We start from the raw sequence: 22,375 nt of genomic DNA, 5'->3' as shown, positions 1-22,375 counted from the left end.
TCAACGGGTGCGGACGAGGTGCCCGCGTTGCCAGACTTGCGCGACGCGCTTGCCGTAACCGGTGAGGTCGAGCGGGTCGCCGTCGACGACCACGAGGTCGGCGACCTTGCCGGGTTCGACGCTGCCGAGCTCGTCGCCGAGGCCGAGCAGCCGTGCGGCGGAGGAGGTTCCGGCGCGCAGAGCGTCCACAGGGGACAGTCCGGCCTCGCCGAGCAGCTCCAGTTCGTCGAGGTTCGAGCCGTGCGGGAACACACCGCTGTCGGTGCCCAGCGCGATCGGCACGCCGGCGTCGACCGCGCGGCGGATCGACTCCAGGTGCTCGGCCGTCACGGCGCGGGCCTTGTCGAGAACGGCCGCCGGCAACCGCGTGGTGCCCGCGTCGACGTCTCGCAGCAGGGCCCGCCCGGCGATCAGCGTCGGCACGAGCCAGGTCCCTCGTTCGAGCATCAGGGAGATCGCCTCGTCGTCGAGGTGGACGCCGTGCTCGATCGAGACGACCCCGGCACGCACGGCGTTCTTGATCCCGGCCGTGCCCTGGGCGTGGGCCATCACGCCGAGCCCGGCGGCGGCCGCCTCGGCGACGCAGACGTCGATCTCCTCGGGGGAGAAGTGGCCGTGGCGCGGGTCGTCGCTGGGGGAGAGGACTCCGCCGGAGGTGCAGATCTTGATCACGTCGGCGCCGGCGCGCACGAGTTCCCGGACGCGGCGACGCATCTCGTCAGGGCCGTCCACGATCATGTCCGGCCGGCCGGGGTGCGGCACGAGCAGGCGCACGGTCTCGCCGCTCGCGCTCCAGCCGTCGGTGTGGCCCCCGGTCTGCCCGAGCACGGTGACGGCCGTGCGCAGCCGCGGCCCCTCGATCAGGCCGTCGGAGAGCGCTTTCTTGATCCCGGCGTCGGCCCCGCCTGCGTCGCGGACGGTGGTGACGCCGGTGTCCACAGTGGCCGCGAGGTTCCGCGCGGCGGCGTAGAACTGGTAGGAGAACGGCTCGTGCTGCATCCGGAACGGGTCGACGCCGGAGAACACCACGTGCACGTGGCAGTCGATGAAGCCGGGCAGGATTGTGCGGCCGGTGACGTCGACTTCCTCGTCGCCGTCGAGGCCGAGCCCGACTTCGGCGATGCGGCCGTCCTCGATCACCACGTCGCCGTCGGCGGGCGCGGCGCCGGTGCCGTCGAGCACCCGGCCGCCGCGCAGGACCGTGCGGCTCATCGGGCCACCGCACCGGTCTCGACCGGCGTGAAGTCCACGTCGTACCCGAATCGCCGCGGGCCGGAAGCGCGCAGGCCCGCCTCGGTGCGCCACCGCTCGTCGCACGGCAGCCCGATCACGGCCACGCGGTAGCCGTACCGCAGCTCCTCCGCGGGAATCGGTGCGCCGGTCTCGCGTTCCAGCGCCATCAACAGGTCGGGCGTGGTCGCGACGATCCGCCCGTCGCGCCGGCCCACCAGGTACTCGTTGCGGAACCCGAGCCGGAACTCCTGCCCGGCGAACGCGTCGAGGCCCTGCAGCACGGCCTCGCCGACCGTCCAGCCGCCCTCGGTGGCGCGCTCGACACCGACCACCTTCCCGTCGAACAGCCGTGCCCCGCCACGTTCGGCGACGACGGCGTCCACCGGCGAGGTGTGCTCGGCCCTCGCGGTCCGCACGACTTTGCCGAGCCTCGCGGCCAGGCTGAGCGCACCGCGCACCAGCCACTGCTTGGCCTGCGCGCCGGTCATCGGGTACAGCGCCGACATCATCACGCAGCCGGAGGTGATCATCGCGGACCGGGCGATGCGGTCGGCCCAGTCGTTGGACTCCGCGGTGATGACCAGCCGGTTGCCGTGTTCGTCCACGAGGGACATGGGCGTGGTGGACGCGCCGTAGAGGGCGGGGGTGACGAGGTCGAGCGTCGGGAAGGCGCGGCCCATCCCGTCGGCGTCGAGCATCGGGATGCCGTGCAACGCGGCCGCGGTCACGGGGATCACCGCGTTGAGCCCGCCCGCTTCGGCGGGAGCGACGTGGGTGAAGCGGTAGCCCAGGTGCTGTTCCAGGGTTTCCAGCGCGGCCACGATTTCGCTCGCCCGCGGCAGTTTCTCCACCACGACGCTCGGCGCGCCCATGCCGGCGACGAACACGACCCGCGCGTCGTCGGGAATCCCGGCCACGTCGAGCAGCGGCACCGGGCCGTGCTCGCGGATCGACAGCCGTGCCATCAGCTTGCCCAGGTAGGGATCGCCGCCGCCACCGGCGGCGAGGATGGTGGCGCCGGTGACCAGGTCGTCGAGCACGGGTTCATCGAGCTGCATGGAGCTGCTCCTCACGTGGGGGCACGAAGGTGCCGAGGTCGCCGACGGCCCGGACGCGGACCCTCGTGGTGTGCTGCAGGTAGGCGAGCGGGAGGTCTTCCTCGTCGACGATCCGCACCGTCCCGGCGACGGCGCCGGCCTCGACCGCGCGTTCGTGCGCCCTCAGGCGGGCCTCGGCGAGCACGTCGTCGCGGGAGCGCTCGGCGAGGGAGTAGATCCGGTCGACCTCCGCGCCGACGTTCGCGGTCGCCGCGCCGACGGCGTTCGCCACGGGCGCGTGGCCAGGTCGCAGCACTGCCGACACGCCGGGCATCTCGTCGCCGACCACGAAGGCCCCGCCGCCGACGGCGATCACCGGGATGGCCGCGGCGCTGAGTTTCGCGCGTTCCACGGCTTCGGCGATCCGCTCGTGCACGTGCGCCAGCACCCGGCCGGTGAACTCGGCTTCCAGGTGGGCGACGAGGGCCGGGTCGCCGACGTCGGCGAGGCCGGCCGCCACCGCGACGTCGGTGAGGGTGAGTGTGTCGCCGCCGAAGACGAGCGCGCGTTCGGTGAGCCGGTGGCCGACGCTCTCGGGCCCGACGCTCACCTGGCCGTCGTGCTCGGCGACCAGGCTGCCACCGCCGATGCCGAGCGAGACGACGTCGGGGATCCGGAAGTTGGTGCGCACCCCCGCGAGGTCGATCGCGATGGCCGACTCGCGCGGGAACCCGCCCTGCACGAGGCCGATGTCGGTGGTGGTGCCGCCGACGTCGGCGACGATGCAGTCCGTCTCGGCCGACTCGAAAGCCGCTCCGCGCAGGGAGTTCGTCGGCCCGGAGGCGATGGTGAGGATGGGGAACGCCCGCGCCAGGGCCAGGTTCATCACGGTGCCGTCGTTCTGGGAGAGGAACAGCGGGACGTCGAGGCCGACGTCGGCCAGGGCGTCGGCGAAGCCGGTGATCACGCGGACGGCCAGTGGCCGCAGCGCGGCGTTGAGGATCGCGGCGTTCTCCCGCTCCAGCATGCCGAGGCGGCCGATCTGGTGCGACAGCGTGACCGACGCTCCGGGACGCACCCGGTCGATGAGATCGCGGGCTTCGCGCTCGGCGTCCGGGTTGACCGGGGAGAACGTGCCGCTGACCACGAACTCGCAGCCCTCGGGCGCCGTCCGGGCGATCTCGCGGACGGCGTCCGCGTCGAGCGCCTGCAGCGGTTCACCGGTGAACTGGTGCCCGCCGCCGACCACGTGAGCCCGCGCCCGTACCGCGGCGGCCAGGGGCGGCGGCCAGTCGGTGAACGGTTCGAGCGTCTGGGGCGGCGTGGCCAGCCGGATGACGACCACCGGCGCGAGGCGGCGCGCCTCCACCACGGCGTTGACGAACTGTGTCGTGCCGATCACCACGGCCTCGACCGCGGCGGTGCCGACCTGCGCGACCACTGCGGCGAGTGCCGTGGCCACGCCGGTGAGCACGTCGGCCGTCGTGGTGGTTTTCGTCCACGCCACGACCCGCTCGCCGTCGAGCGCGACTGCGTCGGTGTTGGTGCCGCCGACGTCGATTCCGATGCGCATCGTTGCCCTTCCCGGACCACGGGGCAGGGCCCGCCGCCGCTATCCAGTAAACAGAACGTGAATCCAGTAAACTGAACACTGAACTTGCGGCGTACAGTACGAGCCGAGTTCGCGCGGGTCAACCGCTTGCCGGATAACGGATGCGTCACCGCGGCGGCGGGGAAAGTTCACAACACCGGACACGACTTCCAGAAAACTGGACGATCGGGTACCGTCCCGGACCATGTCATCCGGGTCTCTCGACGAGGCGGTCCCCGAGATCGGTCCCTACCTGCGCGCGTGCCGCAAGCGGCGCGGGCTTTCGCTGCAGCAGGTGGCGCTCGCGACGGGGATCTCGAAGTCGTTCCTGTCCCTGGTGGAGAACGGCACCAACGACATCACCTTCGGCCGCCTGCACCGGCTGCTCACGCTCTACGGCGTGGACCTGGCGGACCTGATGCCCGCCCGCGATCCGGAGGAGGGGATCGTGGTGCGCGCCGCCGAGCGTCAGCGGGTCTACAGCCCGGCCGCCGGCATGAGCGTCTACCTGGCCTCCCCGGATACCCGCCGCACGCTGCTGTCGGGTATCGCCCTGCTGGAACCGGGCGCGGTGATGGCCGAGGACTCCGTGCACGACGGTGAGGAATGGGTGCACGTCGTGCGCGGTGCGGTGCAGCTCGTGCTCGACGGCGGGGAGTCCGAAGTGGACCTCGAACCCGGCGACAGCGTCTACCTGCGCACGGGACGGCGGCATCGCTTCGCGAACCGCGGGGACGTTGCGGCGGAGGTGATCACCGTGCTGTCGCAGGGTGGCTTCCCCGGTGGCGGTCCGGCCGACTGAAACCCTTGCGTCGAGCGGGGTTCGAGCCAGGCCCGAACCCCGCCCGCGGTGATCAGTCGTGGGGCCGCACGACCGGGAACTCGTTGTCGGTGTCGGCGACGATGTTGAAGTAGTTCGTGAGGACGTTGAGCGCGAGGTTGCCGACGACCTCGCCGATCTCGGCGTTGGTGACGCCGGCTTCGCGCGCGGTCTTGAGCACGGTCTCGTCGATCGTGCCGCGGCCGCGGGCGATGGCGTCGGACAGGGTGAGCAGGGCGGCGACGTGCGCGTCGGCCGAGTCGGCATGGCGGGCGCGCTCGATCTCGTCGGCGTCGAGCTTGGCGACCTTCCTGCCGATCATCGTGTGCGCCGACAGGCAGTACGTGCACTGGTTGTACTCGGCGGTGGCGAGGGCGAGGCGCTCGCGGACGGCGGCGGGCAACACCCCGCCGGCGAGCGCGCCGGACAGGCCGAGGTATCCCTTCAGCAGCGCGGGGCTGCTCGCCATGGTCTTCGCCATGTTCGGGATCGCGCCCATGTTCTTCTTCGTCTCGGCGAGCAGGACCGCGGCCTGGCCGGTGGCGTGCTCGAGCTCGATCTGGGGCAGCGTCGGCATCTCGAAGCCTTTCTAATGTTTGGAGTCTTGTTAACCGTTAGGTCAAAGTGGCACGGGTCGCTCCGCGCTGTCAAATGGTTGTGACGCAGACTTCCATTAGGAAGTGCTAGAGTGGGTGCCATGACGACCGCTGCCCTGCTCGGCGAACCCCTCCCGGTGGAGCTGATGAACACCGTGAACGCCGGCCGCGACGGCGTGACCGACGCGTTGACGGACGACGCCGACGTCGTCAGCTGGCTGGCCGCCGTCGCTCCTCGTCTCGAAACCGAGGCCGGCGTGGCGCTCGACGACGACTCGGCGCCCGTCGCCGACCGGCTGCGACGCCTGCGGGACGCCCTGCGCGCGCTCGCCGCCGAGGCCACCGACGACCCCCGCCCCGTGGCGGTCGAGGTGGCCCGGGCCGAGGCGCTGGCCACGCTCAACGACCTCGCCCAGACGCGCGCCGAGCTGGTCTGGCCCGAGGACGGCGAGCCCGCCCGCGTACTTCGCTCAGGCGGTACCCCGGCCGAACGCGCGGTGGCTTTCCTGGCGCACCAAGGCATCGACCTGCTCGGCGGCGAGCAGCGGCAGAAGCTGCGCGCCTGCCTGGCGCCGAACTGCCTGCTGTTCTTCGTGAAGGACCACTCCCGGCGCGAGTGGTGCTCGGCCGGGTGCGGCAACCGGGCGCGGGTTCAGCGGCACTACCAGCGGCACCACGCCAAGAGCTGACGGCCTAGGCGCCGTTGTCGCCCCGGGCGGCGTCCGGCGGGTCGACGACCGGCAGGTCCCAGGCCCGGCGGAACGCGCTGATGGTGAGCCACGCGAGCCGGGCGTTGACCGGGAAGAGCTGCCGGACCGACGTGAGGGTGTCGAACGACGCGTCTCCCTCGCCGCGTCCGCGTTCGAGGTCCGCGGGGCTGAACGCCGGGCCGAACACCTCCAGGACGGTGCCCAGGTAGTACAGGTGCCCCAGCGATTCGAGCTGAAGCCGGTGCAGTGCAACGGTTTCAGTGCTCGTGGCGGAGGTGATCGGCGGCTGAGCCGCGGCCGTCAGCAGTGAGGCGCTGTCGGCGAGCGCGTGGGCGTCGACGTGCCGGACCAGCTCGCTCACGGCGACGTCGTCGAAGCTGTCGCGCCCGACGACCGTGCGCAGCGCCGCCCGCTTGTCCCGCAGCTCCTCCCCGGCGAGCCGGTGTGCCACGTCGGCCAGCGGCCCGGCCGAGCCGAGCACCTGCCGCGTCACGCGGATCAGCTCGCGCGGCAGCCCGCCGGACAGGCAGTGCGCCAAGCACACGAACGGTTCCGGCAGCCCCAGCACGCGCCGGTTGAGCAGCTGCCGCGCGTCGCCGAGCCGCAGGTACTCCAGCCGGAAGATGCTGTCGAACGTGCTGTCGAAGGCGTCGCGCACCGGAAGCCCGCGCCGTTCGAACGACGCCAGTGCGTCCTCCGACACCGAGACCAGCAGCAGGAAACCCGGCACGTCGAAGGTCAGCACCGCCTTGATCTCGTTGACGAAATCCTGGGCCGCCTCCGCCGAGACGATCTTGTCCAGCTCGTCGAGGATGACGACCACGGACGGCGTCGCCATCTGCGGCAACCCGCGGACGCAGTCGACGGTCAGGCCGAGGAACGCGCTGAACTCGTGCACGATCTGCGGGTACGTCAGCGGCTGCCGGGTCGTCTCGCGAGAGCCGCTCACACCGGCCTCGGCGCCGACCGGCAGGCCGACTTTGCCCGACCAGCCCGACGTGTGTTTCTGCTGGAAGCGGATCCGGCCGAGGTTGCCCTCCGCGACGGCCTTCAGCGCCCGCACGTCACCGGGTTCGAGGCGAGGCTGCTCGCGAACCTCCGCCGGCTCCGGTGACGGGACGCGCCGGAGGCGCCGCGCGAGAGCCGCGACTCCGGCCACGCCCAGCAGCGTCACGAGCGTCCACCAGTTCGCCGTGAGCCACGTGCGCAGATCGGCCTGCGGGCTGCGCAACGTCAGCGACCCGAGGACACCGGCGACGACCCATGCGACCACCACCGCGGCGAACGGCCACGCCCGGCGCAGCACGGGCCACACCGCCGACCACCGGCTCGGCCGGTCCGCGGGCTCGGCGCCCTCGGACTCGCAGAACCTGATCACCTCCTCGCACATCCGGGCGTAGAGGTGCAGCACGAACTCGCGCGCGTCGTAGCGCACGGGGACGCTCTCCAGCAACGCGATGTGCACACGGTTGGGGTCCAGGAACCGGCCGGCCTGGTACGCCTCCAGCAGCGTCGATTTGCCCACGCCGCGCGGGCCGGCCATTCCGACCGCACCGCCGCGGATGCCCGAGAGCAAGGACCGCAGCCGCCGGGCCGCGTCGGTGTCCAGGAAAACCTGCTCGCCGGGGCGCATCTGGCCGAGCGCCCCGCGATCGAGCTCCGGCAGCACCGTGCTGAACGGCGGGTCGAGCACCGCGGCGAGGTGCAGCCGCACGCTCTGCTCGACCTGCGTCGCGACGGCTTTCGTCCACTCCTTGCTCGCGGTGTCGCGCGCCAGCTCCAGCTGGTTGCGGCGGCGGGTCCACGCGGGACTGCCGAATCGGGCGGGGTCCCGCGAGAGCCGCGCGGGCACGGAGACGAGCAGAAAAGGACCGCCGACGACCGCGATGAGCGAACACAGCACGTCGGCCACCAGCCACGCGGTCCAGTTCGCGCCCGCCGCGGTGAACACCGGGCTGAGGATCGCGGCCGCCGCTACCGTGACGAGCAGTTCCCGCCAGACGACCGGAGCCGGGACCCGCCGGCCCGGCGGCTCGTCCTTGAGCTTCAGGAACCCGATCGCCACCACCAGGAACAGCAAGAACGCGGTGACGAGGCCGAGAGCGACCCAGACCACCACCGCCCAGACCGAGCCCATGGTCTCGCGCGAGGACGGCCACAACCGCACGATCAGCACGAGGTAGGTCGTGGTGAAGCCGGTCAGGAACGGCCAGCCCGCACCGCCGAGCGCGGGTTCGCCGTTCAGCCGCCGGCCCGCCCGGGCGACGGCGAGGTACACCGGCCGCAGCAAGGCGAATCCCGCGACCACCACGGCGGCCGACACCCAGAAGTGCGCGGCCGGGCTCAGCGGGGTCTGCAGCAGCTGCCAGACGACGACCGGCACCAGGACCCCGAGCCACAGGGCGGCGCCCAGCAGCGCGTGCGCGCCCTTGTCGCGCGGGTCGGGCTGCCCGGCCGCGTGCTGGGGCGGGGTTTCGTGCGCTTCGAGGGCCTGGCGGGCGTGGCGCAGCGCGGAGATCTGCTCGTTGGTCTTGCTGAGCAGCGTGTCCGAGTCCGCGGTGACCCGCTGCACGACCTCCGTCCGCACGCCTTCGTCCCGGACCCGGTGAGCCACGGTCAGGTCCGGGGATTCGGCGAAGAGACCGAGCACGGCCTCGGCCGTGGGCTTGATCAGCTCGCGCAGCTCGTCGACGAGCTCGTCGCGGACCGGTTCGGCTTCCCTCACGGGCTCCGGCAGGGCATCGGCGAGGGACTGTGGCGGCGCGGTCACAGCGGGGCATCCTATCGGGGCGAACGTGTCCACACCGGCGAACCCGGAAACTTCAGCACTCCCGGCACGACTGAGAACAATCGCCGTTGTACGGCGCTTGTACGGTCCGCCGCGATCCTGGCCGCACTTCAGAGGAACCAGGACGGAGCCGGGATCATGGGATTGAGACGTTTCGCGACGGGGGCGCTGGCGGCCGCCGCCGCGGTGGCGGGGCTGGGCGCGCTGCCCGCCGCGCCCGCGTCGGCCGACGTGGCGAGCACGGTGGTGTTCCAGGCGAACACCGGAGGGTACGACTGCTTCCGGATCCCCGCGGTGGTGCAGGCGCACAACGGCGACCTGCTCGCCTTCGCCGAGGGGCGGCACACCGGCGCCGACTGCGCCGACATCGGTGACGTGGACGTGGTGCTCAAGCGGTCGAAGGACAACGGCAAGACCTGGAGCGCTTCGACCATCGCGGTGCAGGGTTTCGGTGACACCAAGGACAACGCGGTGCCGATCGTGCTGCCGACCGGGCGGATCGTGCTGCTGACCGAGATGCAGTGCGTGAAGTCGGCGGCGTGCGGGCGGGTGCCGCGGGTGAGCTACAGCGACGACAACGGCACGACCTGGACGGCGCCGAAAGCGCTCACCGCGCAGCTCGGCTTCACCACCGCGCCCGGGTGGCTCGCGACCGGCCCCGGCCACGGCATCGTGCTGCAGCGCGGTGCGCACGCCGGCCGGCTGGTGGTCGGCATGAGCTACCAGGCGACCACCTCGAGCCCCAACGTCGGCGCGCTCATCTACAGCGACGACCAAGGCGTCACCTGGCACCTGGGCGCGACAGACCAGGCGAGTGACCCGGACACGCTGAACCCGCAGGAGATCAGCGTCACCGAGCTCGCCGACGGGCGCGTCTACGCGGCCGCGCGCAACGACCACCGCTCGACGCCTGCCGACGCGTGCGCCATCCACAACCGCGCCTTCGCGATCAGCTCCGACGGCGGAGCCACGTTCTCGCAGAAGTTCGTCGTGGAGCCGGATCTGACGACTCCGCGGGTACAGGGTTCGGTGCTGGAGATGAGCGCCACGACCGCCGGCGGCGCGTACGACCGGCTGCTGTTCGCCGGACCGTCCACTTGCGACCGGCGCAAGGAGCTGCGCGTGCGCTCGTCGTTCGACGAGGGCGGCACGTGGACCAGCGACGCGAACAGCCTGCTGGTGTGGGGCCAGGACGCGTCCTACACCGACCTGATCTCGCTCAGCGCGACCTCGGTCGGCCTGCTGTACGAGGCCGGTCCCGAGTTCCAGGCCGACGCGAGCATCCGCTGGTCCACGGTCACCGAGGCGCAGCTCGGCGCCCCGGCCTGCGGCACCGGCTACGGCGTGATCGACTCGGCCCCGCTCGGCACGGCGGGCACCGCGTACCTGTCGTACAACGCGGCCAACGGCCAGAACTGCGTGAGCACCATGAAGAAGACCGGCGCGGGCACGCCGTCGCAGACCTCGGCCTACCTGCAGGTGGAGGGCGCGACGCGCAAGACGGACTCGGGTGCGTTCTCCTACTACGCCGGCCCGGTTTCGGCGGCCGCGGCGGGCAAGTGCGTGCAGTGGGGAGGCGCGATCGGCGCGGACAAGTACGACAGCCCGCTGGAACACTGCGGCTGATCGAACGCTGCGGCTGAAACCAGGGGGTCCTCCGGCCGCACGCGGCTGGAGGACCCCCGTCCGTCACGAGGTGAACGTGCCGGTCCCGGGCACGGCGTCGAGCAGCTGCCGCGTGTACGGGTCGGCCGGTGCGGACAGGACCTCGCCGACCGGTCCGTGCTCGACGACGCGGCCCGCCTGCATCACGAGCACGTCGTGGGCCAGCGACCGGACCACGGCGAGGTCGTGGGAGATGAACAGGTAACTGAGCCCCAGCTCCTCCTGCAGGGTCCGCAGCAGGCCGAGGATCTGGTCCTGCACCAGCACGTCCAGCGCCGACACCGGTTCGTCGCACACGACCAGCCGCGGACGCACCGCCAGCGCCCGGGCGATGGCGACGCGCTGGCGCTGGCCGCCGGACAGCTCGTTGGGATAACGCTGGGCCAGCGCGGCGGGCAGCGCCACCTGGTCGAGCAGCTCCGCCACCTGCCTGCGCCGCGCCGCGCGGTCGCCGACGCCGAACGTCCGCAACGGCTCGGTGATCAGCCGCTCGACCGTCCACATCGGATCGAGCGACGCGTACGGGTCCTGGAACACCGGCTGCATCGCGCGCCGGGCGGCCCGCAGCCGGGCGCCGCGCAGGCCGACGACCTCGGCGCCGTCGAGGCGGATCGTGCCCGACGTCGCGGGCACGAGGCCGAGCACCATGTGCGCGGTGGTCGTCTTGCCCGAACCGGACTCGCCGACGATCGCCGTGGTCCGTCCGTGCCCGACGGTGAACGACACGTCGTCCACGGCCCGCAGCGCACCACCGCCGCCGCGCACGCGGTACTCCTTCGACACGTGCGACACCTCGAGCACCACCTCGGGCGCCGCCGTGGCCTCCGGCATCGGACCGTGCAGCGAAGGAGCCGCGGCCACCAGCCGTTGCGTGTAGCCCTCCCGCGGCTCGGTCAGCACGCGGCGTGCCGGTCCGGTCTCGACGATCTCGCCCTCGGACATCACCACGACCCGGTCGGCCCGGTCCGCCGCCAGCCCCAGGTCGTGCGTGACCAGCAGCAACGCCGTGCCCAGCTCGTGGGTGAGCTTCTCCAGGTGGTCGAGGATCTGCCGCTGCACAGTGACGTCGAGGGCCGAGGTGGGCTCGTCGGCGATGAGCAGGTCGGGCCGGCACGCGAGGCCGATCGCGATCAGCACGCGCTGGCGCATCCCGCCCGAGAACTCGTGCGGGTACTGCCGCGCCCGCCGCGCCGGTTCCGGGATCCCGGCCTCGCCGAGCAGTTCCACCGCCCGGGTCCAGGCCTCGCGGCGCGAGCACACCCGGTGTGCCACCAGGGTTTCGGCGACCTGCCGGCCGACGCGAGCCACGGGGTTGAGGTTGGACATCGGGTCCTGCGGCACCAGGCCGACCTCGCGTCCGCGCAGGCGGCGCAGCCGTTTCTCCCCGGCGTGCGTGAGGTCCTCGCCGCGCCACCGGATCGCGCCGCCGGTGACGCGCCCGGCGCCGGGCAGCAGGCCGATGACCGCGTGGGCGGTGGTGGACTTGCCGGAGCCGGACTGCCCGACGACGGCCACGCGTTCACCCGGCGCGACCTCGAGGCTCACGCCCCGCACGGCCGGGGTCCGGCCGAAGGACACCTCGAGGTCGCTGATTTCCAGGAGCGGTCCGGTCATCGTGGTCCCCTTCACCGCGTGCTCTTCGGGTCCAGCGCGTCGCGCAGGGCGTCGCCGAACAGGTTGAATCCCAGGCAGATCACCGCGAGCGCGATCCCGGGGAAGATGCCCGGCCAGGGCGTGCGGAACAGGTACTGCTGCGCGTCCGAGAGCATGATCCCGAGGCTCGGCGCGGGCGGCTGGATGCCGAGGCCCAGGAACGACAGCACCGCCTCGCCGATCACCGCGACCGGCATGATGACGGTGGCCTGCACGATGATCGCCGAGGCCGCGTTGGGCAGCACGTGCTGCCCGAGGATCCGCCACGGGCCGGCGTGCATCGTGTTCGCGGCGAGCACGAAGTCGGTTTCCTTGAGCCGCAACGTGTCCGCGCGCACCACGCGCGTCATCGTCGGGATCTGCGCGATGCCGAGCGCGATCGCCGCGTTGGTCAGGCCGCCGCCGTTGATGGCGGCAAGGCCGACGGCGAGGATGAGGAACGGGAACGCCAGCAGGAGGTCCGCGAGCCGGGAGATCAGCGCGTCGAGCCACCGCCAGTAGCCGGACAGCAGCCCGAGCGGCACGCCGACGACCACGGCGAACAGCACCGACAGCGCCCCGACCTCCAGCGACGCGCGGGTGCCGTAGAGGACGCGGGAGAGGATGTCGCGGCCGAGGTCGTCGGTCCCGAGGGCGAACCCGACCGTGCCCGGCTGCTGGAACGGCGTCTCGAAGTGGACCTCCGTCGGTGCGTACGGTGCCAGCAGCGGCGCGAAGACCCCGGCGATCACGACGATCAGCAGCAGCACGCCGCCGATCACGCCCAGCGGGTTGTGCAGGAGCCGTCGGGTGACGCGGCCGTGGACGCGGGCCAGGGGCGCGGGGGTTTCGGCGGCGATCGTCATCGGGTCCTCCCGGAGACTCGCAGGCGTGGGTCGATGACCGTGTAGAGGAAGTCGACGAGCAGGTTGATCACGATGTAGGCCGCCGTGATCACCAGGACCACGGCCTGGATCACCGGGTAGTCGCGGGTGAACACCGAGTCCAGCGTCAGCTTGCCGATGCCCGGCAGGCTGAAGATGCGCTCGGTGACCACGGCGCCCGCGATGAGCCCGCCGAGCTGGAGCCCGACGATGGTGGTGACCACGATGAGGCTGTTGCGCAGGCCGTAGCGGAAGATCACGGCGGCGCGCCCGAGTCCCTTCGCCCGCGCGGTGCGCACGAAGTCGGCGGTGAGCGTCTCGACCATCGACGACCGCGTCTGCCGTTGCACCACGGCCGCGTGCGTGAGGCCGAGGATGACCGCGGGCAGGGTGAGGTAGTAGATCCCGCGCAACGGCTGCTCGAACGGCGAGACGTAGCCGGACGCGGGGAACCACCGCAGCTGCACGGACAGGTACAGCACGGCGAGGATGCCGAGCCAGAACGTCGGCACCGACAGCGCGAACAGCGAGAAGCCGTTGGCGCCCCACTCGGGCCAGCGGCCGCGGAACACCGCCGCGACGACGCCGGCGAGCACGCCGATGAGGACGGCGACGAGCATCGCGAACACCGCGAGCTGCACCGTCACCGGCAGGGTCGCGCCGATCATCTCGCGCACCGGGGTGCCGGTGCGCACGGACTTGCCGAAGTCGCCGGTGAGCGCGTGGCCGACGAACTTGAAGTACTGCACGGGCAACGGGTCGTCGAGCCCGAGCTGCGCGCGGACGGCCGCGATGGCGGCGGGGTCGGCTTCTTCGCCCGCCATCGCCGTGGCGGGGTCACCGGGCAGCGCGCGCACGCCGATGAACACCACGATCGACGCGAGCACCAGGGTCAGCGCGGACTGCCACAGGCGGTGGAGGAGGTAACGTCCCACGGCTCAGCCCTCCTGACTGCCGACGAACGCGGCCTTGCCGAGCCGGACCACCCCGTCGGCGTACACCTGGATGCCGGTGACGCGGGTGGAGTGCACGGTGAGGTTGCGGACCCGGTAGGTGTAGACGATCGGGTTCTGCTGCTGGATCAGCTGCACGGCCTGCCCGTACAACGCGGCGCGCTGCTTCGTGTCGATGGTGCGCGTGGCCGCGGTGAGCAGGTTGTCCAATGTGGACGAGTTGAAGCCGCCGTAGTTGCCGCCCGAGCCGGTGGACAGGAAGCGCGCGGTGTTGGCGTCGGGGTCGATGCGGCCGGACCAGCCGAGCATCAGCGCTTCGAACGTGCCGCGTTTCTGCACGTCCAGCAAGGTCGAGTACTCGACCGGCACGATCTGCACGGCGAACCCGCCCTCGGCGACGCTGGCCTGCAGGGCCTGGGCGTAGCGCAGCTGGTCCTGGGTGTTGGTCACCTGCAAGGAGATCGGGAACGGGATGGGCACCCCGGCCTCTTTCAGCAGCTGCCGCGACTTCGCCGGGTCGAACGGCGGGCAGGCGTCGCCGGCCGGGCTGGAATACGGCGTCTTCGGCGCGATGGGGGAGCAGGCCGGGTCGAACCAGTTGTTGAACACGGTGTCGACGAGCGTCTGCCGGTCCAGGGCCAGGGAGAACGCGAGGCGGATGCGGGGGTCGTTGGCGAGGGGTCCGTCGATGTGTTTCGTGGGTTTGCCGACACCGTCGACGTTTCCGGTGTTGAAGGTGACGCTCTGGTAGCCCAGTGAAGGCGCTTGCAGCACCTTGAGGTCCGGGTCCTGGGCGAGCGCGTCCACGTCCTGGGGCGAGATCGTGTCGGCGACCTGGATGTCGCCGGAGCGCAGGTTCGCGGCGCGGATGTTGGCGTCGGTTAACCTGCTATAAGCTAAGCATAGAACTGGAGGGTTCATGGTCGCAAGGAAGCGCGCACGAGAGGGCCTGGTGCTCGACGTCTATGCGCGGGTGAGTCGGCTCGGCGACGATCGTCAGCGTTCGGTAGAGGGGCAGGTCGCCGACTGCAGGGCTCGTCTCGAGGACATCGGCGCGAAGGTCGGCAAGGTGCTCGACGCCGACCGAGGGCGGAGTGCGTGGAATCCGCGCGTGCAGCGTCCGGACTGGGACGAACTCATGCAGCGCTTGGAAACCGGCGCCAGCGACGGTGTGGTCGTGTTCGACCTGGCGCGGTTCTCGCGCCGGCCGATCGAGGGTGAGCGGCTGATTGACGCCGCCGAGCGGGGCCTGCTCGTGCTCGACTCGGAAGGCGAGTTCGACCTGACCACGCCGACCGGGAAGAAAGCATTCCGCGACCAGCTCAACACCGCCGCTTACGAGAGTGATCGAACCTCGACGAAGACCAAGCGTGGCAAGCGTTTGAAGGCGCTCAAGGGCGAACCCAATAACAGCCGACGCGCGTTCGGGTGGAACGAGGACAACAAGACGCTGCGGAAGCCGGAATCGGATGCGCTCGCCGCGGCGGCCAAGCGAGTGCTCGCTCTCCAGTCGCAAGACGCCCTCGTGATCGAGTGGACCGAGGCCGGTTTGCGTTCCGTCAACGGGAAACTGTTCACCCGGACGACTCTTCGGCAACTGCTGCTGCGGCCGCGCAATGCGGGAATTGCCGTCTACCAAGGCGAAGTATTGCGCGAACCTAGCGACGACCCGAATGTTCCAGGCGAGTTGAAACGGCTCGTCGACGTCGAACCGATCTTCGACGTGGAGATGTGGGAGGACCTGCATGCCCTGTTCTCGTCGCGACGCCGCGGCCGGCCAAGGTCCGAGGCCTACCTGTGCTCGGGGATGGTCCACTGTGGAGTGTGCGGACACACGCTGAGTGGGCGCCCGCGGAAGAAGACGGAGCGGTACTCGGACGGTGAGGTGCGGCGGGAGTACTGGTGCCACAAGCGCGGTCATGATCATGGCTGTGGCCGCATTAGCGTCGACCAGCGCGCGCTCGATGGCCATGTGCTGGAGTTGATCGCGGCCATCCTGGCTGATCCACGTCACGCGGCGGCGATCGAGGCGTCGGCCAAGGCGACGGCCGACGCGCGCCAGCTCGTGCATGACGAGCTGGCGCGCGCCGAGGAGCTGGCCGAGCAGCTGTCGGCACGGCTCGGCCGCGAGGAGATGAGCCTGGCCCGGTACGACGCTGCTGTGGCCCCTCTGGACAAGAAGATTGCCCGATTGCGTGCGCAGCTGGCGGAGCTCGGCGACAGTCCGACGATGAAGCTTCCGCCGAAGTTGGCGGCTGAATCCCTCAACGGCTGGCGTGCGCGGGTGAAGGCCGCCAACGTGGATGAGCGTCGTGTGCTGTTGGCACGTGCGCTGCGCGGCCGGTGGCTGGTCGTCAACCCGCTGGACCGGCACGCGCCGCGGGTGTTCGACCCCGAGCGCATCGCCATCGTCCCCCCGGACTCAGTGGCCGTGAGGAGCGCAGGCGCGTAGAACTCCCCGCACTTCGACGCGGATGGCGCAGCTCGGCGTGGTCGAGGCCGAGGCCGAGGCCGTGGCTTCGGTGAGCGGTGCCGCCGCTGTCGCGGTCAGTCGGCTGGTCGGGCTCGCGGATCCAATGGGCAGGGTCGGCACGCTGCTGGCGATCGCGCCGACGTCCAGCAGAGGGGGAGATGTGGTCGGCGAGACGGGGGCGGTGGATGTCCTCGTGACGCCGGGATCAGTAGTTGTCGGCACGGGCACGGGCATGGTCGTGGAGGTCGTGGGGGCGGGGGCGCCGGGCATCGTTGGCTGAGGGTCCGCTGGAGACGCGCCAGGAGACGCCGGCGGTGTGGCGGGCGCCAGGATGAGCACGGACGCGGTCGTCACTGTTGCTGCCGTGAGCGAGACGGCGGCGGTGGCGGCGGCGGGGTGGTTCTGTGCCTGGCGGATGAGCCAGGGGAGGGCGCCGACGATCGCGCCGAACACGGCCACGATCCGGAGGTGCCGGCGTCTGCCGTCGTCGGGCGGCGGTGGTTCGTCCAGGATGGCTTGTGCCTTCAGGTGCCCGTTGACCCAGCGTTGCACGCGTCGCACGCGCCACAGGGCATATGCGGCGACTGCGGTTGCGAAGACACTGGCAACGGACGCAACAATTATGAAAATCACTAATGCAAGTTGCATCCTGGTAATCGCCGAGTAAACCTTGCGGCGAGATTCTCAATTCAACTTCACCCGCTTGGCGGTATTTGAGTCTTCTGCCGCCACCCAAATGTCGGTATTGGAAAACTCGAACACGTGTGCTATTCGCCGTAGCGTCGCTCTTGTCGTGCACGGTGCTGGAAGATGTACGCCCACCGCTCGTCTTCCGACAGGTCGGTGATGGCCCACAGCTTCCGCTCGACGTCGTCACGAAGATCGACAGAGGCGTCGGATTGCGGAGTCGCCAGATTGTCGATGAGTGGTGCTTTCGTGGCGTCGGCGACGGATATTCGGCCGGCCAACAGTGATTCAATCTGGCCGATCGGCCACTGTAGAGCGCGTTGCACACCGCCGTAATTACGGCTTTGAATGACACGTGTTGCGTCTTCGAGTGCTTGCCATGTGCCGCGGCTGACGCTTGCTAATCGGCTAGCGGCTCGGACGCTCAGTCCGAGCCAAACTCGGCGGTCTCGTACTGCCCTCGCGAGCCGCTGGTGCGGCGTCTCGTCGTTCGCCGGCATCGCTCGATCCTCCCCGTTGGACGTGCTCAAGATAGCTCAACTTGGTGACACACGGGCTCCTTTGGTAACGGATTGACACGCATGGCCCAACTTGGTGGCTCAACTTGGCTCAACTTGGTACTGTTCGGCCCATGGACAAGGAACCAGTTGGACTCCCGATCGACGGGACGCTCCTGCGGCAGCTGCGCAAGCTCGGCGGTGACGACCTGGTCCAGTTCGCCCCCAAAGTCGAGATCTCGATCGGCTACCTGAGCCAGATCGAGCGGGGTCACAAGAAGTTCGTCAGTCCTGCACTGTTCGCGCGGATCTGTGACCAGCTCGGCGTCGAGGACCGCCGCACGCTGCTGCGGAAGGTGGCGGCATGAGCGGTCGCCTGCCGAGACGAAGCGGGAAGGACCCCGCCGAGTCGATCCGCGAATGGGCAGCCGCGCTCGCCGCGACCCTGCCGCCCCTGACCCGGGCCGAAGCCGCGCCGATCGGTCAGCTCGCCGCCGTGCTCGACACCCGCTGCGCGCTGGCCAAGCCGCAGGCGCAGGAACGCCGCGCCGCCTGATCTGCCGCAACACCAAGACGCCCGCCCCGTCGCCGTGCAGGGCTCCGGAGCGGGCTAACCACGAGAGAAGGGCTCTCATGATCGAAACGAAGGATACCGACGCGTTGGAGGTCACCGACTCCCACGTGTTCGACGTGGCGCGGCTCGCCGCAGTCCACGTGCGATACGGGGAAATGCGCCTCCCCCAGCGCATCGCTGACAACCTCGCAGACACGGACAAGGTGCGCGTCACCGTGCTGCGCCGGGCGGTGCGCGGCTACGACGAACTGGGCAGCGTCGCCGCCGACCGCGACGGCGTCACGCTCTTCGGCATCGCGTGGCCCGAGGGCGTGGTCGGCGGGACACGGGTGACCGTGGCGTGTGCCCGCCGCTCGCACGTCGTGCAGGTCGTGCTCCCCGCTGTCGAGGCCGAGTCACCGTTTCTCCCGGCCGACGACGCTGGCGAGTCGACCGTCCAGGCGCCCACCGTCGAGCCCGACGACGCGCCCACCGAGGTACTCGCCGCCGTCGGCCAGCTCGACGAGGACGGCCCGCACACGGAGCCGCTGCCTACCGTCAGGCGCGCACCGCGGTTCGCGGTGTGGATGCGGCTCTTCGCGTTCTTCCGCGTGCTCGTCGACCTCGTCGCGACGTCGGTGCGGCTCTCCGCCCGCTGGGAGCTGGAGCACTCGCGCACAGTCGCGCGCCTGATCGTGGCCACGCTCTCCGCGCTCGTGCTCGCCGGTGTCGGCGTGCTGGCGGTGATCCGATGACCGCCGTCCGTGAGCACGTGGTGCTGTCCGGCCCGCCGGTGCCGATGCCGCTCGTCGAGACGGCGCCCGGCCGTGAGGAGTGGCAGGCCGCATCGCTGGCCGCGCTGCAGCCCGAGATGTGCGAGTGGTGCGGCCTCGACGGGCACGTCGTGCGCTGGCACGTCTACCCGCACCCGGGGGAGCACCCGACCGAGGGCGTGCTCGACGAGCTCGTTTCGGCGTGCGCCTGCTGCACGTGGGGCCCGCGCGGATTGCTGAAGCGCGCCGAGGAGGAGTCGGCCGACGACCGGGACATCCAGGTCGAGCACCTCGACCGGTCGGGCCGCTGGGTGCGATTCGAGGCGAGGTTCTGATGCGAATTCCGAAGCTGCGCGACGCGTCGCGCCGGGCCGACGAGGTCACCGAGTTCGAGGCGCCCCGGCCGAAACCGGTGCGCGTCCCGATGTCGGCGCCGACGCCGATGGGCGGCGGTGGCTGCCCGCTGCGCCTGCTGGAGATGGCCGGTGTCGCCGGAGTCGCCGTCGCGCTGGTGCTGTCGCTGGCCGGGTGCAAGCCGGTCGAGGGCACGCCGTCGCCGCGCGCGCCGTACTCGGAGGACGCGAACGCGCCGGACTACGCGTGCGGATACGACGGCAACCACCGGTGCCCGGCAGACGGGTCGGTGAACCGATGACACAGATCCGGCTCGTGTCTGGCATGGACGGAGAGCACATCGTCGAGGCCACCGTGCGTATCGCGGTGGCCCCGGGGTGGCACGGCCACGACTTCGACCGCGAGCGCATCGCCAGCGCTGTCGAGTCCGCGATCGCGCACGCCGAAGGCCTGGCGCTCGTCGACGACGAGGCGGTGACCCCGTGATCACTACCGACGAGATCGACGACGTGCTCGCCGAAGACGGCCCGCTCGGCGCGTTGTTCCGCGCCTGGCGCGCGGACATCGACAGCGTCCCGGTGTTCAAGCCGGGGGTGCTCCCGTGACCGCCCAGACCCTCGGCATGCGGCTCAACTGGAGCCTGCAGGCCGGCATCTACGAGGACTTCCCGGAGGAGGCCTACCACCGGGACCCCGTCAAGGGCGGCTCGTTCTCCTCGTCGGGGGCGCGCAGCATCATGGCGCCGGGCTGCCCGGCGAAGTTCCGCCACGACCAGCTCACGGGCCGCGCGCCGAAGCTCGAGTTCGACCTGGGCCATGCCGCGCACCAGCTGGTGCTCGGCACCGGCCCGGAGCTGGTCCTGATCGAGGCGGACGACTACCGGAAGAAGGACGCCCGCGAGGCACGAGACCGTGCGCACGCAGCCGGGCAAGTACCGCTGCTGCCCGACGAGTACGAGCAGGTCGAGGCGATGGCCGACGCGCTGCTCGCCGACCCCGTCGCCTCGCGGATCCTCCGGCCGGACCAGGGAAAGACCGAGCTGACCCTGGTGTGGCGCGACGTCCAGACCGGCGTCATGTGCCGCGCCCGCCTCGACTACCTCCGGCAGCTGGCCGACGGGCGCACGTTCATCGTCGACTACAAGACCGCGCGCAGCGCGGAGCCCTCGGCGATCGAGCGCGCGATCTACGACCGCGGCTACCACCAGCAGCTCGACTTCTACACCGACGGCGTGCTGGAGACCGGCCTCGCGAAGAACCCGGTGCCGCTGCTCGTGGTTCAGGAGAAGACGGCGCCGTACGTCGTCACCGTCGCCGCGGTCACGAAGACCGCAATGGACTGGGGCCACGTCCTCAACCGAGCCGCTATCGACCTCTACGCCCGCTGCCTGGCCACGAACACGTGGCCCGGCTACGCGACCGACGTCATCGGCGCCGGCGTGCCGACTTTCGCCGAACGCAACTACGAGATCGCGCTGGAGCGCGGCGACTACGACATTAAGGGGAAAGCATGACCACGAACGGCAAGGAGATCCAGCTGCCCACGAGCGCGGCCGGTCCGGAGCGGGTCGGGCAGGGAACGCTCGTCGAGCAGTCCCGCGCGATCGCCGAGGTGCAGGGCGCGATCATCGTGGCGCAGCGCGTGCCGCGCAACGTGGCCGTCGCGACGAACGCGATGCGGGAGTCGTGCGGTCAGAAGTTCTTGGCGGAGAAGGCCTTTTTCAGCTACAAGCGCGCGGGCAGCGTCATTGCGGGCCTGTCGGTCTACCTCGCGCGGGAGCTGGCCCGATGCTGGGGCAACGTGCAGTACGGCGTCGACGAGCTGCGCCGCGACGACGAGCACGGGCAGTCGGAAATGCTCGCGTGGGCGTGGGACGTCCAGACCAACACCCGCGTCTCCACCAAGTTCATCGTGCCGCACATGCGCGACAAGACCGGCGGCCCCGTGAAGCTCACGGACATGCGCGACATCTACGAGAACAACGCCAACGCGGGCGCGCGCAGGGTCCGGGAATGCATCGTGAACATCCTGCCGCCCTGGTTCGTGGACGAGGCGAAGGAGCTGTGCGCGAAGACCGTGAGGGACGGCGGCGGTGTGCCGCTGCCGAAGCGGATCAGCGACACCATCGTGAACTTCGCGCGGCTCGGCGTGACGCAGCAGCAGTTGGAGAAGCGACAGGGCCGGGGAACCAACGCGTGGACGGAGATGGACGTCGCGCAGCTGCACGTCATCGGCCGGTCGCTGCAGAACGGTGAGATCCAGCGGGAGGAGGCGTTTGAGCCGGACCTGCCGTCCGCAGCGGAGTTCCCGGACCTTGAGGCCAAACCGGCCGCCGCCACGGAGCAGCCGTCCGTGCCGCCGCAGGCCACCGGAACGCCCGAGACGCCGGGCGAGGGTGTCACCTCCGGCAAGCCGACCCGCGAGCAGATTTCGGCCCTCCTGACGCTGCTCAACGACAACGGTGTCTCCGACCAGCCCGGGCAGATCGCCGTCGCGAGCCTGCTCGTCGATTCGCGGGTCGACGGTATCGGCAGCCTCACCGGCGACGAGGTGGTCTACCTCCTCAAGCGCATCCCCGAGCTCGTCGAGGCAGGGAGCTTCGCGGGGTCTGTCGAGCGTGCCCGCAAGATGGCCGAGGCCTGATGAAGATCACGCTGCAGGCGGCGGTCACCGCTGGAGTGATCGCCGCCGTGGACTTCGAGTACACGCGCCGCGATCCCTACGCGCTCGTCTTCACGGTGCGCTCGGCCGACGGCCAGGCGGTGCCGTGGGTGGCCGGCCGCGATCTGTTCGGCGAAGGCCTCTTGCGCGCGGTGGGGGAAGGCGACGTGCGCATCGCACCGCACGGGCGCGAGGTCCACGTCACGATCACGGGCCCGCACGACGGAAGGACGCTGACGCTCGCGTTCGCGCGGCAACAGCTCGTCGACATGCTGCGCGAGTCCTACACGCTCGTCCCGCGCGGCCACGAGCGCGAGCACCTCGACTGGTCGGACACGGCGCGCGTGTTCCCCGGGTTCACGGCATGACCCGCGCGCAGTGGCGGCAGCTCGCGCACCGCATCCGCTCCGCCTTCAACAGCCGGCCGACTCCCGACTCGGTCCCCGCGAGCCTGCAGCTGGACTTGTG

At 70.9% G+C, this 22,375-nt stretch carries 25 protein-coding genes; 15 read left to right on the top strand and 10 right to left on the bottom strand.

What is annotated here, in order from left to right; translation table 11 throughout:
- From ACFY1H_RS44900 to ACFY1H_RS44890, 3 genes are read right to left on the bottom strand one after another with little or no spacing between them, the layout of a single operon-like run.
- Positions 1-1,212 (bottom strand): amidohydrolase family protein, encoded by a 1,212-nt coding sequence (locus ACFY1H_RS44900; RefSeq protein WP_366589100.1) that lies wholly within the window; start codon positions 1,210-1,212, stop codon positions 1-3.
- Positions 1,209-2,291: a DUF917 domain-containing protein gene (locus ACFY1H_RS44895; RefSeq protein WP_366589103.1), complete on the bottom strand. Its 1,083-nt coding sequence runs from the start codon at positions 2,289-2,291 to the stop codon at positions 1,209-1,211. Before ACFY1H_RS44895 ends, ACFY1H_RS44900 begins: the two co-directional genes overlap by 4 nt.
- Positions 2,278-3,843, bottom strand: a complete 1,566-nt coding sequence (locus tag ACFY1H_RS44890) for a hydantoinase/oxoprolinase N-terminal domain-containing protein (protein ID WP_386956191.1) — start codon at positions 3,841-3,843, stop codon at positions 2,278-2,280. The genes ACFY1H_RS44895 and ACFY1H_RS44890 overlap by 14 nt, the downstream gene beginning before the upstream one ends.
- Before the next feature lie 223 nt (positions 3,844-4,066).
- Between ACFY1H_RS44890 and ACFY1H_RS44885 the strand changes: the two genes are divergently transcribed.
- Entirely contained in the window at positions 4,067-4,663 is a 597-nt protein-coding gene (locus tag ACFY1H_RS44885; protein ID WP_366589107.1) for an XRE family transcriptional regulator, read from the top strand.
- A 52-nt stretch (positions 4,664-4,715) separates the two neighbouring features.
- Here the strand turns inward: ACFY1H_RS44885 and ACFY1H_RS44880 are convergent, their stop codons facing one another.
- A complete protein-coding gene (locus ACFY1H_RS44880; protein ID WP_366589109.1) occupies positions 4,716-5,258 on the bottom strand; it encodes a carboxymuconolactone decarboxylase family protein in 543 nt (180 codons plus the stop codon).
- Between the two features lie 120 nt (positions 5,259-5,378).
- Here ACFY1H_RS44880 and ACFY1H_RS44875 point away from each other — a divergent pair, with 120 nt between their 5' ends.
- On the top strand, positions 5,379-5,966 hold the full coding sequence (locus ACFY1H_RS44875) for an ABATE domain-containing protein (RefSeq protein WP_366589111.1): 588 nt from the start codon (positions 5,379-5,381) through the stop codon (positions 5,964-5,966).
- Between the two features lie 4 nt (positions 5,967-5,970).
- On the opposite strand, the gene ACFY1H_RS44870 is transcribed toward ACFY1H_RS44875, so the two are convergent.
- Positions 5,971-8,757, bottom strand: coding sequence for a transcriptional regulator (locus ACFY1H_RS44870; protein WP_386956190.1), 2,787 nt, complete (start codon positions 8,755-8,757; stop codon positions 5,971-5,973).
- Between the two features lie 156 nt (positions 8,758-8,913).
- Between ACFY1H_RS44870 and ACFY1H_RS44865 the strand changes: the two genes are divergently transcribed.
- A complete protein-coding gene (locus ACFY1H_RS44865) occupies positions 8,914-10,401 on the top strand; it encodes an exo-alpha-sialidase (protein WP_386956189.1) in 1,488 nt (495 codons plus the stop codon).
- Positions 10,402-10,464: 63 nt separating this feature from the next.
- Here ACFY1H_RS44865 and ACFY1H_RS44860 read toward each other — a convergent pair whose 3' ends face one another.
- Genes ACFY1H_RS44860 through ACFY1H_RS44845 form a run of 4 tightly spaced genes read right to left on the bottom strand, consistent with a single transcriptional unit; the run spans position 10,465 to position 14,830 of the window.
- On the bottom strand, positions 10,465-12,054 hold the full coding sequence (locus ACFY1H_RS44860) for an ABC transporter ATP-binding protein (protein WP_366589441.1): 1,590 nt from the start codon (positions 12,052-12,054) through the stop codon (positions 10,465-10,467).
- An 11-nt stretch (positions 12,055-12,065) separates the two neighbouring features.
- Complete coding sequence (locus ACFY1H_RS44855; protein WP_366589444.1) at positions 12,066-12,938, bottom strand: ABC transporter permease; 873 nt, start codon at positions 12,936-12,938, stop codon at positions 12,066-12,068.
- Complete coding sequence (locus ACFY1H_RS44850) at positions 12,935-13,891, bottom strand: ABC transporter permease (RefSeq protein WP_366589447.1); 957 nt, start codon at positions 13,889-13,891, stop codon at positions 12,935-12,937. Before ACFY1H_RS44850 ends, ACFY1H_RS44855 begins: the two co-directional genes overlap by 4 nt.
- Positions 13,892-13,894: 3 nt before the next feature.
- On the bottom strand, positions 13,895-14,830 hold the full coding sequence (locus tag ACFY1H_RS44845) for an ABC transporter substrate-binding protein (protein WP_386956188.1): 936 nt from the start codon (positions 14,828-14,830) through the stop codon (positions 13,895-13,897).
- 31 nt (positions 14,831-14,861) lie between these two features.
- Here ACFY1H_RS44845 and ACFY1H_RS44840 point away from each other — a divergent pair, with 31 nt between their 5' ends.
- A complete protein-coding gene (locus ACFY1H_RS44840; RefSeq protein WP_386956187.1) occupies positions 14,862-16,361 on the top strand; it encodes a recombinase family protein in 1,500 nt (499 codons plus the stop codon).
- A 22-nt stretch (positions 16,362-16,383) separates the two neighbouring features.
- Complete coding sequence (locus tag ACFY1H_RS44835) at positions 16,384-16,662, top strand: hypothetical protein (RefSeq protein WP_386956186.1); 279 nt, start codon at positions 16,384-16,386, stop codon at positions 16,660-16,662.
- A 487-nt stretch (positions 16,663-17,149) separates the two neighbouring features.
- Here ACFY1H_RS44835 and ACFY1H_RS44830 read toward each other — a convergent pair whose 3' ends face one another.
- The gene (locus ACFY1H_RS44830) at positions 17,150-17,569 is read right to left on the bottom strand and encodes a hypothetical protein (protein WP_386956185.1); all 420 of its coding nucleotides are present in this window, start codon (positions 17,567-17,569) and stop codon (positions 17,150-17,152) included.
- Positions 17,570-17,700: 131 nt separating this feature from the next.
- Here ACFY1H_RS44830 and ACFY1H_RS44825 point away from each other — a divergent pair, with 131 nt between their 5' ends.
- From ACFY1H_RS44825 to ACFY1H_RS44780, 10 genes are all read left to right on the top strand, one after another.
- Positions 17,701-17,934 (top strand): helix-turn-helix domain-containing protein, encoded by a 234-nt coding sequence (locus ACFY1H_RS44825; protein ID WP_386956184.1) that lies wholly within the window; start codon positions 17,701-17,703, stop codon positions 17,932-17,934.
- Positions 17,931-18,122 (top strand): hypothetical protein, encoded by a 192-nt coding sequence (locus tag ACFY1H_RS44820; protein ID WP_386956183.1) that lies wholly within the window; start codon positions 17,931-17,933, stop codon positions 18,120-18,122. The genes ACFY1H_RS44825 and ACFY1H_RS44820 overlap by 4 nt, the downstream gene beginning before the upstream one ends.
- 77 nt (positions 18,123-18,199) lie before the next feature.
- Positions 18,200-18,874 (top strand): hypothetical protein, encoded by a 675-nt coding sequence (locus ACFY1H_RS44815; RefSeq protein ID WP_386956182.1) that lies wholly within the window; start codon positions 18,200-18,202, stop codon positions 18,872-18,874.
- Positions 18,871-19,227 carry a hypothetical protein gene (locus ACFY1H_RS44810; protein ID WP_386956181.1) on the top strand — a complete coding sequence of 119 codons (357 nt, stop codon included), beginning with the start codon at positions 18,871-18,873 and terminating at the stop codon, positions 19,225-19,227. Before ACFY1H_RS44815 ends, ACFY1H_RS44810 begins: the two co-directional genes overlap by 4 nt.
- Positions 19,227-19,547 carry a hypothetical protein gene (locus ACFY1H_RS44805; protein ID WP_386956180.1) on the top strand — a complete coding sequence of 107 codons (321 nt, stop codon included), beginning with the start codon at positions 19,227-19,229 and terminating at the stop codon, positions 19,545-19,547. The genes ACFY1H_RS44810 and ACFY1H_RS44805 overlap by 1 nt, the downstream gene beginning before the upstream one ends.
- Entirely contained in the window at positions 19,544-19,732 is a 189-nt protein-coding gene (locus ACFY1H_RS44800) for a hypothetical protein (RefSeq protein ID WP_386956179.1), read from the top strand. The genes ACFY1H_RS44805 and ACFY1H_RS44800 overlap by 4 nt, the downstream gene beginning before the upstream one ends.
- Positions 19,729-19,851: a hypothetical protein gene (locus tag ACFY1H_RS44795; protein WP_386956178.1), complete on the top strand. Its 123-nt coding sequence runs from the start codon at positions 19,729-19,731 to the stop codon at positions 19,849-19,851. Before ACFY1H_RS44800 ends, ACFY1H_RS44795 begins: the two co-directional genes overlap by 4 nt.
- Complete coding sequence (locus tag ACFY1H_RS44790; RefSeq protein ID WP_386956177.1) at positions 19,848-20,759, top strand: PD-(D/E)XK nuclease-like domain-containing protein; 912 nt, start codon at positions 19,848-19,850, stop codon at positions 20,757-20,759. Before ACFY1H_RS44795 ends, ACFY1H_RS44790 begins: the two co-directional genes overlap by 4 nt.
- The gene (locus tag ACFY1H_RS44785) at positions 20,756-21,889 is read left to right on the top strand and encodes a hypothetical protein (protein ID WP_386956176.1); all 1,134 of its coding nucleotides are present in this window, start codon (positions 20,756-20,758) and stop codon (positions 21,887-21,889) included. Before ACFY1H_RS44790 ends, ACFY1H_RS44785 begins: the two co-directional genes overlap by 4 nt.
- A complete protein-coding gene (locus ACFY1H_RS44780; RefSeq protein WP_386956175.1) occupies positions 21,889-22,275 on the top strand; it encodes an SsgA family sporulation/cell division regulator in 387 nt (128 codons plus the stop codon). Before ACFY1H_RS44785 ends, ACFY1H_RS44780 begins: the two co-directional genes overlap by 1 nt.
- Positions 22,276-22,375 lie beyond the last annotated feature (100 nt).

Source organism: Amycolatopsis sp. NPDC001319 (assembly GCF_042896185.1).
Lineage (GTDB): Bacteria > Actinomycetota > Actinomycetes > Mycobacteriales > Pseudonocardiaceae > Amycolatopsis.
This window is presented reverse-complemented; position numbering and strand designations above follow the sequence as displayed.

Bases quoted from the DNA above. Each gene is read 5' to 3' on its own strand.
- ACFY1H_RS44780 (WP_386956175.1), top strand. From the start codon at position 21,889: ATGAAGATCACGCTGCAGGCGGCGGTCACCGCTGGAGTGATCGCCGCC.
- ACFY1H_RS44835 (WP_386956186.1), top strand. From the start codon at position 16,384: ATGGCGCAGCTCGGCGTGGTCGAGGCCGAGGCCGAGGCCGTGGCTTCG.
- ACFY1H_RS44805 (WP_386956180.1), top strand. From the start codon at position 19,227: ATGCGAATTCCGAAGCTGCGCGACGCGTCGCGCCGGGCCGACGAGGTC.
- ACFY1H_RS44830 (WP_386956185.1), bottom strand. From the start codon at position 17,569: ATGCCGGCGAACGACGAGACGCCGCACCAGCGGCTCGCGAGGGCAGTA.
- ACFY1H_RS44785 (WP_386956176.1), top strand. From the start codon at position 20,756: ATGACCACGAACGGCAAGGAGATCCAGCTGCCCACGAGCGCGGCCGGT.
- ACFY1H_RS44855 (WP_366589444.1), bottom strand. From the start codon at position 12,938: ATGACGATCGCCGCCGAAACCCCCGCGCCCCTGGCCCGCGTCCACGGC.
- ACFY1H_RS44860 (WP_366589441.1), bottom strand. From the start codon at position 12,054: ATGACCGGACCGCTCCTGGAAATCAGCGACCTCGAGGTGTCCTTCGGC.
- ACFY1H_RS44800 (WP_386956179.1), top strand. From the start codon at position 19,544: ATGACACAGATCCGGCTCGTGTCTGGCATGGACGGAGAGCACATCGTC.
- ACFY1H_RS44815 (WP_386956182.1), top strand. From the start codon at position 18,200: ATGATCGAAACGAAGGATACCGACGCGTTGGAGGTCACCGACTCCCAC.
- ACFY1H_RS44865 (WP_386956189.1), top strand. From the start codon at position 8,914: ATGGGATTGAGACGTTTCGCGACGGGGGCGCTGGCGGCCGCCGCCGCG.
- ACFY1H_RS44900 (WP_366589100.1), bottom strand. From the start codon at position 1,212: ATGAGCCGCACGGTCCTGCGCGGCGGCCGGGTGCTCGACGGCACCGGC.
- ACFY1H_RS44825 (WP_386956184.1), top strand. From the start codon at position 17,701: ATGGACAAGGAACCAGTTGGACTCCCGATCGACGGGACGCTCCTGCGG.
- ACFY1H_RS44880 (WP_366589109.1), bottom strand. From the start codon at position 5,258: ATGCCGACGCTGCCCCAGATCGAGCTCGAGCACGCCACCGGCCAGGCC.
- ACFY1H_RS44890 (WP_386956191.1), bottom strand. From the start codon at position 3,843: ATGCGCATCGGAATCGACGTCGGCGGCACCAACACCGACGCAGTCGCG.
- ACFY1H_RS44810 (WP_386956181.1), top strand. From the start codon at position 18,871: ATGACCGCCGTCCGTGAGCACGTGGTGCTGTCCGGCCCGCCGGTGCCG.
- ACFY1H_RS44875 (WP_366589111.1), top strand. From the start codon at position 5,379: ATGACGACCGCTGCCCTGCTCGGCGAACCCCTCCCGGTGGAGCTGATG.
- ACFY1H_RS44885 (WP_366589107.1), top strand. From the start codon at position 4,067: ATGTCATCCGGGTCTCTCGACGAGGCGGTCCCCGAGATCGGTCCCTAC.
- ACFY1H_RS44895 (WP_366589103.1), bottom strand. From the start codon at position 2,291: ATGCAGCTCGATGAACCCGTGCTCGACGACCTGGTCACCGGCGCCACC.
- ACFY1H_RS44845 (WP_386956188.1), bottom strand. From the start codon at position 14,830: ATGAACCCTCCAGTTCTATGCTTAGCTTATAGCAGGTTAACCGACGCC.
- ACFY1H_RS44820 (WP_386956183.1), top strand. From the start codon at position 17,931: ATGAGCGGTCGCCTGCCGAGACGAAGCGGGAAGGACCCCGCCGAGTCG.